Here is a 12,938-nt window from a genome sequence, read left to right as displayed (position 1 = left end):
AAATTAGCATAATCTAAATTGGCTTGACTGATGATTTGTTTACCTAGCCGTTGTTCAATCTTATTTTTTTCGTCCTTAATTTTTTGATTAAGGGCTTTTAATTTAGCTTCTTGTTTTTCTAAGTTACTTTGAGACATAACGATCTCTCCAATCATATTAGAAATAATCACCGAAACTATATCATATAGGAAACGTTATGTCAAAGTATAAAATTTGAAATAGCGAAGTGGAAGGCATACACTAAATTAAAGTTAAGAGAATCAGAAGACCGAGTGAAACGAGGTCAATGCGCACTTACACATAGAATAAATTCTATGTTGTGCTAACCCCCAAAAAACCTGTATTAGAAGTCGCCGATGTCGACAACAGAAGAAAACCCATAGGATCAAATTAAAGAGGTGACTAACATGGCAATATTTCATATGAGTTTTAGTAATATTAGTGCTGGTAAAGGACGCAGTGCCATTGCCAGTGCCGCTTATCGAAGTGGTGAAAAGCTATTTGATGATAAGGAAGGTCGCCACTATTTTTATGCCCGATCGATCATGCCAGAAAGCTTTATTTTGACACCAAAGAATTCACCAAAATGGGCGAGTGATCGGGAGAAGTTGTGGAATGAAGTTGAAAAGAAAGATCGTAAATCAAACTCACGATATGCCAAAGAGTTTAACGTAGCTTTACCGGTAGAATTAAGTGAATCAGAACAGAAAGAATTACTGACAAAATATGTGCAAGAAAATTTTGTCGATCAAGGTATGGTAGCTGACGTAGCAATTCATCGCGATCACCCAGACAATCCGCATGCACATGTGATGTTAACCAACCGCCCATTTAACTCCGATGGTAGTTGGGGATTAAAAGCAAAGACGCAGTACATTAAAGATGAGAATGGCAAGCAACTTTTAACCAAAAGCGGGTTTCCAAAACAAAGAAAAATTTGGTTGGTTGATTGGGATAAAAAGGAAAAAATTAATGAATGGCGAAAAAATTGGGCGTTGAGTGTTAATCAGTTCTTAGCACAAAAAAATATTCCGGATCGGATTAGTGAAAAATCGTTTGTCGATCAAGGAATTCAAGAGACACCTACCCAACACGAAGGCATTAACAACCAAAGAAAAAATCGAAAAGCATTTAATCAACAAGTTAGAGCACAAAGAAGCACTCAAGCTAAGTATCATAATCTTGACGAAAAGATAAGAAATCATGAACATTTTGACGCGTTAACTGACGAGCTATCCTTCTCTGAAAAACACACGATTAGCCACCTAAGTCAACAACTGAAAACTTATGTCGATTTAGAACACTTAGATGACAAGCAACGCATGCTGTTTAATTGGAAAAACAGCTTGTTAATTAAACATGCAGTTGGTGAAGATGTGACCAAGCAACTGCTGACTATTGACCAGCAAACCACATCACTAGCACAAGCTAATCAGTTGTTAAATAAGGTGGTGGACCGAGCAACTAAAAAACTGTATCCGGAACTTAATTTTGAACAGACAACCGCGGCTGAACGACGGGAACTGATTAAAGAGACTAATAGCGAACAAACAATTTTCAAAGGTAGCGAATTAGCAGAACGGTTAGCGGATATTCGAAACGACTTACTGACCCAGCAATTATTGACGTTTACCAAGCGGCCGTATACCAGCTGGCAGTTAGTTAATCAGCAGGCCCAAACAATTGAGAAGCAATTAACCACGGTACTAGCCAAACATGGTCACCAGTTAGACGATTTGAAGCCTACTGATCGGGGCATACTAGCCGTTTATGAACCAAGCGAACTCGAATTCATTTCTAAAGCGGTCAAAGATTTACGGGTCATTCGGGAAGTTAAAGCCGTGGTGCAAACCCAATACGACAGCATTCTAACGACTGCTTTTCCAGACAGTGACCTGGATAAGCTAGAGACGATTGATAAGGAGCAAATCTATACCGCTGTGGTTTACTATGACCCAGAATTAAAGCCATTAAGCGCCGATGATCTTAGTCAATTGCAACAGCAGCCATCGGTAGTCTTTACTAGTCAGCAACACCAAGCCGGTTTAAATTACCTGTTAGGTAAAATGGAATTAAAAGATATTCAGGATCATCGACTGCAACGGGTCTTAAAACATGATGGCACCCGGCAACTGTTTATTGGCGAATGTGGCCAAGATCCTAAGTTGGATCACAAACAAATTGAAATGGTGCAAGCCCGTTTGAAACAACAGACAACACGGTTTGATCAATATAAGCAAGACCAAATTAAGGACTATCAGGCCATTAATTATTACCCAACTAGCCCGAAAAACTACCTGACTAATATTTTGGACGAAGCCTTAATAACCATTTTATATGCGAAGAACGCGGACTATCTCAGAAAGCAGCAACTACGTGGACTAAAGGAGACTGAGTGGGAAATGACGAAAAAGCAGCGGCAACATCAAACTAGAAACCGGCATGAAGATGGGGGCATGCACTTGTAATCACAAAATTAGCGACTGGTTAATTGGTATGAATGGTAGCCCATAAAGTATTTTATATTGATAAAAATTAGAGCGTGCTCGATTAGTTACGTATAGCTGCCAGCCTTGTGTATGGTCTATTAAAGAGACCAGGTAAACAAAACCTTTAAGCCGATACCCTATTTTGAACTAAATGCTGAAATTCTTGCTAATTAGCAAAAATTTCAGCAAAATTAGACCCCTATCAGCGATTTAAAGGCGAAACAGGGCTAATGACATTCATGCAAGCTAAACACGTTCAGAAGGGCTTACAGGACGGTTTAACCAAGGACGTCCAAAAGCAAGGCAAAAAACGAGCTAGTCCCCAACTATTCTCGCTATCTAGTCTCCAAAGTGCCATGAATAAACGTTATCACGCCAGCGCCAGCCAAATCTTAGCGGCTATTCAAAGCTTATACGAAGACAAACTGCTCAGTTATCCCCGCACCGATTGTGCTTATATCACTGATGAAGAATTTGATTATTTAGTGGCTAATCTGACGAAGTATCTGGGTTTGGTATCTAAGCAAGTCGCTTTAACCAATACCACCCCAAATAAACGTTACGTCAATGGGAAAAAGGTTGAAGAACATTACGCCATTATTATGACTAAAGTCGTCCCGACTAAAGATCAATTAGCTACCTTACCTAAAATACAGCATCAAGTCTATGACTTAGTTTTAAGAACAACGTTAGCGATGTTTGCTGATCCGTACGAGTACGAGGAAACTACCATTATTACCCAAGTTGGTGACGCCAATTTTAAAGCAACGGGTAAGGTCCCAACTAAGCAAGGTTGGCAAGCTTTATTTGATGATCACAAAGCCGATCAGCAAGCAGCAGCAACTTTACCGCTCGTTCACCAAGGCGATCAAGTCCAAGCAAACCTGCAAACGCCGCAAAAAGAAACGACACCACCGGTACCCTTTACCGAAGGTACCCTGATTACGGCCATGAAAACCGCCGGTAAAACGCTTGATGATGAAGCAGCCCAGGCGATTCTCAAAGACGTGCAAGGTATTGGGACAAGTGCAACCCGGGCCAATGTGCTGGAAGTGTTAAAGAAGCGCGGCTATTTAGTTACTGAAAAGAACAAGCTCCACGTCAGTGAAGCGGGGATTACTTTATGTAAAGCGGTCGAACTCGAACCCTTGTTAACTAGCCCAGAGATGACAGCGAAATGGGAGCAAGCGTTACAGCAAATCAGTACCGAAGAACGTACCCCAGATAACTTTTTGAACCAAATCAAAAAGTTCGTGGCAAAGTTGATTGCTGAGGTCCCCGCGCAATTGACTGGCAGTGCAGCCATTAAGCAACAAATCAATCACCAACAGCAAGCGCAAAAAGCCGCCGAAGTATTCTTAGAAACACCGCAAGCGACCGTTTTAAATAAACAGAAGTTTTACATTGTAAAGCCTAAGCAAGGCGAAGACTTTACCCTGCCCAAGAAATGGAGCAGTAAAACCCTCGGTAAAACTGCGATCAAAGCCTTAATCACTAAGGGGGAAACCAGCAAACTAAAGGGGTTCAAGAGCAAAAAAGGGAAGTCGTTTGACGCCAAGCTAAAACTTGACGGCCATAAATTAAGTTTTGATTTTAATTAGAACCTGCCTACCGCCCTACACTACGTTCCGGTTGGTGAACCCGTCATTTAGGTTCACTTTGACAACCCTAAAAGTAAACCTAAACAACGGGTGAGATTAGCAACGCAAAGGAGATCATAAATATGGATAACGAATTAACAGTCATTGGGAGTGAATTACCGGTTTTGCAGGCTAAAGGAACCTACAAGTATTTAAAAGAAATCACTGGTAACGGATCCTATTATCAAGTGGCTTGGCAAAAATTAGCTGATGGCTACATCGCCCTTTATGGCACGACCCCGATTCAAATCAACGTAGCCCCTATATTGAATGATACTTTTGAAGATGAGGAGGGGTAGACAATGCCGAGTAAAGCCGACGTTAAAGCCTGGAAAGCACAATTATTCGCCCAGGCTGAACAGCAAATCCTAAAATTAACTGATAGTGACCAATTTAAAAAGTATCTCAATACCCTGGCTAAATTCCACCAGTACAGTGCCAGAAATATTGACTTGATCTATGCTCAAAATCCCCAAGCGACCCAAGTCGCGGGATTTAAGCAATGGCAAACTGATTTTAACCGCACTGTTAATAAGGGTGCTAAATCCATTCGAATTGCGGCACCTATTATTAAGAAATTAACACCTGCTGAGCAAAAGCGACTTGATACTACCGACGAACGGGCCATTGTTGGTTATCGTTACCTGCCCATCTTCGACGTGGCACAAACTAGTGGTGACCCTGTCCTAAGCGCTAAAGACTTTGTCAAAGAAAATTTGGCCGATCATCAGAATGTGACAAGCTTATATAACGCGTTCAAAGATTATTTAAACCAGCAAACCGAACTTAAAGTCAGTGAGGTACCTTTAGCGACGCTAAATGGGGCTAAGGGGTATTTTCAACCCGGCACTAATGAAATCGTCATTGGTGGCGATGAGCCCGACAATGCTTTGAAACTAAAGACGTTATATCACGAATATGCGCATAGCCAGCTACACGGATTAAAATCAGCCTTTAAAGATCGGCCACGAGCCTATCAGGAAACCCAAGCCGAAGCGGTTGCGTATGTTGCCATGCAAAACATTGGGGTTGATACAGGCAATTACTCCCTCGGGTATGTAGCTACCTGGGCCAAAGATAAAGCCGTGATCCATAGTGCTTTAAGTGAAATCCAGCAAGTTAGCAACAAAGTGATTGAGCTTAGTGACGGGTTAACCAAACAATTAGGCTTACAAGAAGCACAAAAAGAACCTGAGCATGATTTAAAAAAGCTATCAACTCAGGATCTTAATCAGTCCTATCAAAGCTTGCAACAACAAATTCAACAAGCAACTAGTCCACAACAGAAAGCGCAATTTAAAAACCAGTTAAACGATGTGCACCAAGAAATCAGTGAGCTAACACAAAAGCAACTGAAAGCATTTGCTGAACAGAATCCGGAGATCAAACAACCCGAATCCGAACTTGATCAAAGTCTAAAACGTTAGCCAGTTTTTAAAGGGCATGCTATAATGTAATAGAAAAAGGAAGCCCTGCTGAAGACAGGACTTCCCATGCAAGCCGCTTCAAAGGCGGTGGCGAAGTTAATAAGACAGCATTAAGCTACCCTGTAACTGGCCAAAGTTACGCAGGGCGGCTTTTTTATTTGTTCCTTTTGTCGATGTACGTTAGCAACGCTAAAATAAACATTGCAAATAGCAACATCAACGAGAGTGTCTGGAAGACGCTCATTGACTGTGAAACCTTCCTGAAGATTATTCCATGTTCCCATGGGCCTCACCTCGCAAGGAAAAAGACAGCCACCGCCCTTAAAACTTCCTGCGTAATCTATTATACAGGTGAATTAAGTATTGACCAAGCACAACAAAAATTAAGTCATGGAGTTTCATAGGATCCTAAATTTGATCAAATTAAGAATCAGCAAAACATCTTTTGTAGATACCCTTTTTTAAGTTCTTGGAGTTTTTCAAGCTTACGCTGATGAAGAGTGATAGTGTTGTCTAACTGTTTAAAGAAGGTACCTATTTTCTTTTGTTCCTCAATTATCGGAACAAAAGAAATGAAATTTTCTACACTGCCTTTAGAGATATTCAGTTGTGACATTCCAGCTCCTTGTGCCTTGAAATAATATTGGTGTGCATTGATATAGGAGAACAGAAATTGTGGATCAGCGGTCGCATTTGGTCTCAATAAAGCAACACGCTGATTAAGTACAAACCTATCATCTTCCGGTATCAATGCAACACGTCCCAACAAATCACCATAACTGTTAATCAACGGTTAGCTTTTGGTCATTGGGAAGTAGATACGGTGCTTTCTAGTCGAAGTGAGTCACGATCATGTCTGGTTACATTCGTAGAACGTAAGACCCGACTTCTATGGGCCATCAAAGCCCCTAATAGAACGGCTAAGGCTCTAAACACCGCCTTTGGCAAGTTTATGGGGGCCTTCGGTCCCCAAGTAAAATCCATTACTGTTGATCATGGTAAAGAGTTTGCCAATTATCAGGCCTTAGAACAGGATTATCAGATCAAAGTTTATTTTTGCCATCCATATTCACCATGGGAGCGAGGTTCCAATGAATATTTTAATAGACGGTTACGCTGGTTCTTCCCGAAAAAGACCAATTTTAGCCAAGTAACGACTGATGAGATCCTAGCAGCACTTGAACTAATTAATCAACGACCATTAAAAATACATCATCAACAGACTGCCATTGAAAGATTCCGGGCTTGTTCGGATTAAACTTGTAATTTGCCTTTTGGATTAAGTATTGATCTTGATCTTGAGTAATAAATAACGGAGAACTTTCTTCTACGACATTGCTAAACTCCAAACCATACCATGAAATAGGTGAGGCCGTAATTTTCTGCAAATAGATGCGCCCGCCAATCAATCTTCTATCTAACGAGCTTAACTTATCATTGACAATTAAATCTGCTGGTTGTTCCTTTATAATAACAAACTTAAAGTCGCCGACTTTCCGTTGTCGCTCTGTTGAATACGTGGGTATTTGTGGTTCTAAAATACCTTGTTCCACTAGATGATTTACAATTTGATGTAAATAGACACTAACGGATTGAGATTTCCTAAACCCTAAGTAAAATTGAACGTTAACAACATTATGCGTCTCAAGTAAATCAACTGTATAATTACTTTCATAAGGTGCATTGGTTTCATTGACTGTAACAAACCAATAAACCTTAGCTATTTTAGTGGGTCTCTGTCAACCGGTGTTGATGAAATTGTATTTAGAATCCAATTCATTTACGAATTGGATTCTTTTTGGGGGACAACTAAACGAGCAAATGGGGCGAGAAACCAAAATTCGGTTTCTCGCCCCATTTGCTCGTTTAGAAGCTAGTTGTGTCACAGCCTCTTCTAAATATAACTAGTTTCTAAACTGGTTGACGAAGACCCTTATTTAACCTAGATCGTTATAATTAAGATACACCAATGATCAGATTATTTAAAATGTCCCTTCAACCAATGAAAACCAAAACAACTGTTGTAACTACTATCAATAACCATGTCAGGAGAATCCAGTAGATAACGTGCATGTTCAGAATTTATTTTTTCATGGTATCCAATAATATAAAGATGATGTTTACTTAGCTTACCGCCGACATAAGCCATAATAATAAATGGGCCAACCGCTTTGAAAAAAATATATTCCAAATTAGCTTTAGTTATCAATTATATCCTCCGCTCCATAATTAACGTTGACGTTTTCCCAATCGATAAACAAACGTTAACATAAAAATTAGTATTGCCACACCAAGAATTATTACAGCCCATACATAATCAGGATGATGTCTATAATTCTTAGTTTGTGTGGCTTGTGCCACTTTGGTATTTATTTTGAACATTTTACGGAATAACCAATGCCTTTTTCCTGACTGCGCGTTTATACTTAAGATATAATTACCAGCTGACAAACCTTTATTAAGTATCAAATGATCATCGAAATAACTTAGCGGGGCCATAGAAATATCTTTTTGGTTGCTTTGGAACACCACTTTTTTGTTTCGCTGATTGATAATTTTTGTTTTTAATTCAAGACGACTAAATACGGTAGGGGTTATATTAGCAATTCGAGCTAGTACAACAGGCGTGCTGTTATTTACCTGACAAACTACTTTTTTGAGTTTCAATTTTGTATGAACAATGCGGTTGCTTTGTCTCAAAACAATCGGTATTTGGTAAGCCAGAATATTTGTATACCCTACATAAGCTTGTTTTTTGGATGAACCATTACCTTTTGATTGTTGATTAACAAGTTGGCTAACGTATATGCCTCCTAATATTGTTCCTTTAAAATGATTATTTGGACTTGTTAAGGTATACATCTTGGTTGTTTTTTCATGAGCATTCAATGTTATTCTTTGGGGGCCGGTTAGTAGTCTGTTGAAATCAACATTCCCAAAATAACGCTTCCCAGGATTCTTTAAATTATACTGAATAATTCCAGCATCACCGGTAAAAGCAGTATGACTGGTGACAGAAATATGTTGATTTTTAGAACTATTATTAGATAAAAGTAACTTTATTTTTATTGACTGCCCAGGATTAACTTTTCGTTGAACTATGGATTGTTGATTTTGACCAACAACTTTCACCGCAAAGGGAGTTGTTTGCGCCTGTGCTACATGGGAAGTAAGCAGTAGGCTTAAAATCAGAGAAAAGATAGTTATGAAAACTAGTTTTGAAGCTTTCTTCAAATTGCCAGCCATAATTATTGAGCAGTACCACCAATAGCTCCAGTGTTACCAGATAACGTCCACGTAATGGCACCCGTATAAACTGCTCCAAACACTTGCTTATCTTGTGGTAAAGTAATTGACGTGTTGTCTGCGGTTAAATCAGTAGAAGTGTTCCCTTCGTTGGTACCATTCTTAACAATTGGAGTACTGGTTTTACCATCGATTGTGGTAATAGGAGTCCCGGCTATTGTTAATGTAGAGACACTCAGGTTGCTAGTTTTCCCATTACCACCAGCGTAGCTAAGTTCAGTTGGAGTTGCAGCTAGAGTCCAATTAGTGGCTGTCCCATAACCTTCATCATCTGTCGTAGAGATACTACCATCAGACTGCAGTTTAGCCGTGGTAGAAGTAGAATTGGCAATATCATCAACTGTACTATTGAATGTCATACTTGGAACTGAGTTAATTTTTAAAGATCCAGGTGCCACAGAAGTACTTGTAGTGCTGGTAGTATCGGCATGAACCGTACTTGTCTGAATCCCTAAAGCCAATAACAAAGATAATGTGGTTGATAATACTATTTTATTTTTCATTACTATTCCTACTTTCTTTATTAAAACCTTACAATATGTTTTGGGTACACCTATAGACTACAGATATTATACTACTTACTTCAACTTAAAAGTGTATATAATTATAAAAAAACTAAAAAAGTTAGAATGAATACTTGCATTTTATTAGGTAAATGAGGTAGCGTCAAGAATCTTGTGTAAATGAAATGCCTTCGTACATATAATATGTATCTAACTTAAATAAATGATGCTTCCAAGGTGTCCTGGAGTCCTTTGAACCCTCGGTGGATCCGCTTCAGAGACTTCTCGTTATAAACATTAAACTGAGAAACCAGGAAGCGATCCAGTGAATCTTCCGTTGGAAATTGTTCTTTGTGGTGGGTGGTGCGCTTGAGATGCTTATTAAAGTTCTCAATCAGGTTAGTGGAGTATAGTGATTGCCGGATAGCTGGTGAAAAGTCCATGAAAGTGAGTAAATTCGGCATTTTAAGCAGATCTTTGATTAATTTGGGATAGGTCTGATGCCAGTTGTTGGCGAACTCATTCAGTTTTAGTTCGGCTGCTTCACGGTTGGCGGCCCGATGAACTTGTTTAAAGTCACTGATCATGGCCTTGCGGTCTTTTACGCGAACTTTGTTCATCAGATTCCGCCCAACATGAACCAGGCAACGTTGTCGTTTGGCTTTAGGGAAATGCCGATTCAAGCCTTCATCCAAACCAACTAACCCATCGGCCACAAACAACAGCACATCTTTAACGCCCTGCTTGATCAAGGTTCCCAGCAGTTCAGTCCAGATTCCAGTCGATTCCGTTGGCGCCACTTGGTAGTTCAGCACTTCTTTCGTACCATCTGGACGAATGCCAATCGCAATATGAACGGCTTCTTTTTGAACGGGATCCCGCTTTAACGGCAAGTAAGTGGCATCTAAGAAGATGGCCGCATATTGTGAAGCCAGTCGACGTTGCTGGAAAGCTTGAACCTGTTCATTGACGGCTTTAGTCATGTTGGAAACCGTGGCTTTGGAGTAGTGAGCACCGTACATTTTCTCAATGAGTTCGGCAATTTCAGCAGTGGTAATTCCCTTGGTATACAACTGAATGACCGTTGTTTCTAAATTATCACTGTGCCGACCGTAGGCTGGCAAGGTATGATTTTCAAACCGGCCATTGCGATCTCGAGGAATGGTTAAGTTAAGTTGGCCGTACTTCGTATCAAACGAGCGCTCATAACTGCCGTTGCGGTTATTACCAGTGTTAATCCCAGCGTATGAGTAGCGTTCGTAACCCAAAAGCTCTGCCAATTCGGTTTGAAGCAGCTGGTTAATCGCAATTTCGAGGTGGTGACGAAAAACTTCGTCCAAATCTTGCTTTTGGGCTAGTGCAGCGATAATTTCTGTGGTAAGTTCATTCATGGGGAATGCCTCCTGTGATGTTTTCTGTGGTTACTAAATATCATAAGGGAAGGCATTCCCTATTTCTATACAATTCAGAAATCTTTTATGCATTTACACAAGATATTTTACGCTCTCACTTTAATTATACAAGAGGAATGAAATATTGGCTACGTTACAAAAAATCATTTCAAAAGCTAAGGATAATAGCAACTTCATTTATCGAGGGTGTGCATTTGAAAAATATGATTTAGTTCCAACTCTAGCTAGAAAGTTAAAAACAGACATCAGTTTTGCCCAATACAATATTTATTCTGACGTTGTTAAAAAAGCCGCTGAGCGAGGGTATTCAGAAGTAGGTATGAATGGGCTGGCAGATGGCCTTTCTCAGCACTACGGGCTCAGCACTAGTTATCTAGACTGGAGTTATTCGGTCTATGTAGCTTTATACTTTGCATTCACCAGTTATATTAAACAGTTTGTTGATGAAAATATTTTGGACCAACATATCGATCTTTGTAAAATGCATTGTCTTAGAGACGACTTCAACAAACACAAGTATTGCATATATAGACTTAATAAGACCTTATATGATGAGTTAAAGAATCAATATCCTAAATTACCGCTAATAGTATCTGATACAGATCATAAAAACGAAAGAATGGAATCACAGCAGGGGCTGCTATCTAGCATAGATAGCACAAAAGTAAACGATAATGCTAAAATTCAAAACTCTCAAATTAAAATATTGGCTGATTGGCTTCAATCTAATAATCCTGATGACTTTTTGAAGCAATCTGGCGATAAATACTCATGGAATAATGAAACTCTTTTAGAAAAAATAACCTTCAAACTATCGCAAAGAGATCGAAATGATTTACAAAAATATTTAAAAGAAAACGGAGCCATCAGTACCAAATTATTTCCGGATTTTGAGGGTGTAAAAAAGAACATAGAATTTTCAAAAGATTATAATATTTTGAGAGATTGGGAAATCGCCTATCAAGAAGCTCCTTTGCATTCAAATTTTACAGCCCCAGAAGATTTATCAAAAATGGTAAATGGAAATCAAAACGTTATAAATTCAAGATTAAATACAGATAATCTAGGGAAAGGAGAATTTTTCCCTTTTCAATAAATTAGCGTGACGGCCACTAGGGTATACCCTAGTGGCCTTTTTTGATTCTGTGCTATACTAGGAATTACAAATGTTCATTAGAACTGTCCAAAAGGAAGTGCTGACAATGGCTAAAATTGGTTATGCTCGTGTGAGTTCCAAAGAGCAACATTTAGATCGACAGCTAGCGGCCTTAAAAGGCGTTGATAAATTATTTACGGATAAATTAAGTGGAGCTAACACTAATCGGCCAGAACTGCAAAAAATGCTCGCCTATGTTCGCGAGGGTGATATTGTCCTGGTCACTGAATTAGATCGCTTAGGCCGAAACAACCAGGACTTAACTAAGATCATGAACACCATTCAAAATAAGGGGGCCACCCTAGATGTGTTAAACTTGCCGTCCATGACAGGGATTGCGGATCCTAATTTACGCCAGGTCATGACGAATCTCATTATTGAACTGTATAAATATCAAGCTGAAAGCGAACGTAAGCGGATCATTGAACGGCAGCAACAAGGGATTGCCCTCGCTAAACAGCAGGGTAAATATCATGGTCGGAAACCTCAATATGCCGAAGATGATCCCCGTTTACTACATGCTTTTAAACTTTACCAGACGGGCATGAGTGATGTAGATGTTGCCCGTAATACCGGGATTAAACGGACAACCTTTATCAGATACCGAAAGAAATTCGATGTGCATTGAACCGGTTTACATGAGATAATCAGAATAGATTAGAAGCCCTGAAACAGGCGTAAAATAACAAATGCTTAAAAATGATGCTACTGGAAGTTGGTCGCATCTTTAATTAGTATTTAAATTAAAAATTAGAATCTAAAGGAGAACTTATATAATGACAATACACAAGAATCCTTTAGTTAAGCCCTTTGTCAAATGGGCTGGGGGAAAGCGACAATTATTACCAGAGATAAAACGTTATTTGCCGTCAAAAATTAAAAATTATTACGAACCATTCGTGGGAGGGGGCGCTGTTTTTTTGGATATGGTAGATTGTAAAATTTAAGTTGAACATATTAGTGGACAGAAAAACCCATAAAGGTCTTTAATGGTGTCACCACAAC

12 protein-coding genes and 3 pseudogenes are annotated in these 12,938 nt (G+C 39.3%); 8 read left to right on the top strand and 7 right to left on the bottom strand.

Annotation, left to right across the window (positions count from 1 at the left end; translation table 11 throughout):
* Nucleotides 1–407: 407 nt before the first annotated feature.
* From mobQ to EKM96_RS10165, 4 genes and pseudogenes are all read left to right on the top strand, one after another.
* Nucleotides 408–2,468 carry a MobQ family relaxase gene (gene mobQ, locus EKM96_RS10180; RefSeq protein ID WP_125643300.1) on the top strand — a complete coding sequence of 687 codons (2,061 nt, stop codon included), beginning with the start codon at nt 408–410 and terminating at the stop codon, nt 2,466–2,468.
* Nucleotides 2,443–4,090: pseudogene (locus EKM96_RS10175) on the top strand (DNA topoisomerase). The gene mobQ and the pseudogene EKM96_RS10175 overlap by 26 nt, the downstream one beginning before the upstream one ends.
* A gap of 122 nt (nt 4,091–4,212) precedes the next feature.
* Nucleotides 4,213–4,428 carry a hypothetical protein gene (locus EKM96_RS10170; protein ID WP_125643297.1) on the top strand — a complete coding sequence of 72 codons (216 nt, stop codon included), beginning with the start codon at nt 4,213–4,215 and terminating at the stop codon, nt 4,426–4,428.
* 3 nt (nt 4,429–4,431) lie between these two features.
* On the top strand, nt 4,432–5,556 hold the full coding sequence (locus EKM96_RS10165; protein ID WP_125643294.1) for an ArdC-like ssDNA-binding domain-containing protein: 1,125 nt from the start codon (nt 4,432–4,434) through the stop codon (nt 5,554–5,556).
* Between the two features lie 154 nt (nt 5,557–5,710).
* Here the strand turns inward: EKM96_RS10165 and EKM96_RS10790 are convergent, their stop codons facing one another.
* Both EKM96_RS10790 and EKM96_RS10155 read right to left on the bottom strand, forming a co-directional pair.
* Nucleotides 5,711–5,773, bottom strand: a complete 63-nt coding sequence (locus tag EKM96_RS10790; protein WP_230083882.1) for a putative holin-like toxin — start codon at nt 5,771–5,773, stop codon at nt 5,711–5,713.
* Nucleotides 5,774–5,986: 213 nt separating this feature from the next.
* Nucleotides 5,987–6,307, bottom strand: coding sequence for a restriction endonuclease subunit S (locus tag EKM96_RS10155; RefSeq protein ID WP_225364048.1), 321 nt, complete (start codon nt 6,305–6,307; stop codon nt 5,987–5,989).
* Between the two features lie 12 nt (nt 6,308–6,319).
* Between EKM96_RS10155 and EKM96_RS10150 the strand changes: the two are divergent.
* Nucleotides 6,320–6,814: pseudogene (locus EKM96_RS10150) on the top strand (IS30 family transposase); the annotation flags it as partial.
* Here EKM96_RS10150 and EKM96_RS10145 read toward each other — a convergent pair.
* The 5 genes from EKM96_RS10145 to EKM96_RS10125 form a co-directional block, all read right to left on the bottom strand.
* Nucleotides 6,744–7,280 carry a KUP/HAK/KT family potassium transporter gene (locus tag EKM96_RS10145; RefSeq protein WP_404819636.1) on the bottom strand — a complete coding sequence of 179 codons (537 nt, stop codon included), beginning with the start codon at nt 7,278–7,280 and terminating at the stop codon, nt 6,744–6,746. The pseudogene EKM96_RS10150 and the gene EKM96_RS10145 sit on opposite strands and share 71 nt — an antisense overlap.
* 254 nt (nt 7,281–7,534) lie before the next feature.
* Nucleotides 7,535–7,765 carry a hypothetical protein gene (locus tag EKM96_RS10140; RefSeq protein ID WP_047021783.1) on the bottom strand — a complete coding sequence of 77 codons (231 nt, stop codon included), beginning with the start codon at nt 7,763–7,765 and terminating at the stop codon, nt 7,535–7,537.
* A gap of 20 nt (nt 7,766–7,785) precedes the next feature.
* On the bottom strand, nt 7,786–8,790 hold the full coding sequence (locus tag EKM96_RS10135; RefSeq protein ID WP_164508796.1) for a DUF3324 domain-containing protein: 1,005 nt from the start codon (nt 8,788–8,790) through the stop codon (nt 7,786–7,788).
* A 14-nt stretch (nt 8,791–8,804) separates the two neighbouring features.
* On the bottom strand, nt 8,805–9,365 hold the full coding sequence (locus EKM96_RS10130) for a hypothetical protein (protein ID WP_125643291.1): 561 nt from the start codon (nt 9,363–9,365) through the stop codon (nt 8,805–8,807).
* A gap of 215 nt (nt 9,366–9,580) precedes the next feature.
* Nucleotides 9,581–10,756 carry an IS256 family transposase gene (locus EKM96_RS10125; RefSeq protein WP_125643289.1) on the bottom strand — a complete coding sequence of 392 codons (1,176 nt, stop codon included), beginning with the start codon at nt 10,754–10,756 and terminating at the stop codon, nt 9,581–9,583.
* Between the two features lie 145 nt (nt 10,757–10,901).
* Here EKM96_RS10125 and EKM96_RS10115 point away from each other — a divergent pair, with 145 nt between their 5' ends.
* From EKM96_RS10115 to EKM96_RS10105, 3 genes and pseudogenes are all read left to right on the top strand, one after another.
* Entirely contained in the window at nt 10,902–11,873 is a 972-nt protein-coding gene (locus EKM96_RS10115) for an FRG domain-containing protein (RefSeq protein WP_125643283.1), read from the top strand.
* Between the two features lie 106 nt (nt 11,874–11,979).
* Nucleotides 11,980–12,561: a recombinase family protein gene (locus tag EKM96_RS10110; RefSeq protein WP_071665523.1), complete on the top strand. Its 582-nt coding sequence runs from the start codon at nt 11,980–11,982 to the stop codon at nt 12,559–12,561.
* A gap of 148 nt (nt 12,562–12,709) precedes the next feature.
* Nucleotides 12,710–12,862 (top strand): annotated as a pseudogene (locus tag EKM96_RS10105) (DNA adenine methylase); the annotation flags it as partial.
* Between the last annotated feature and the right edge of the window lie 76 nt (nt 12,863–12,938).

The organism is Levilactobacillus tangyuanensis (assembly GCF_003946545.1).
Taxonomy (GTDB): domain Bacteria; phylum Bacillota; class Bacilli; order Lactobacillales; family Lactobacillaceae; genus Levilactobacillus; species Levilactobacillus tangyuanensis.
The sequence above is the reverse complement of the archived record's forward strand: the minus strand, read 5'-3'. Positions and strand labels throughout refer to the sequence as shown.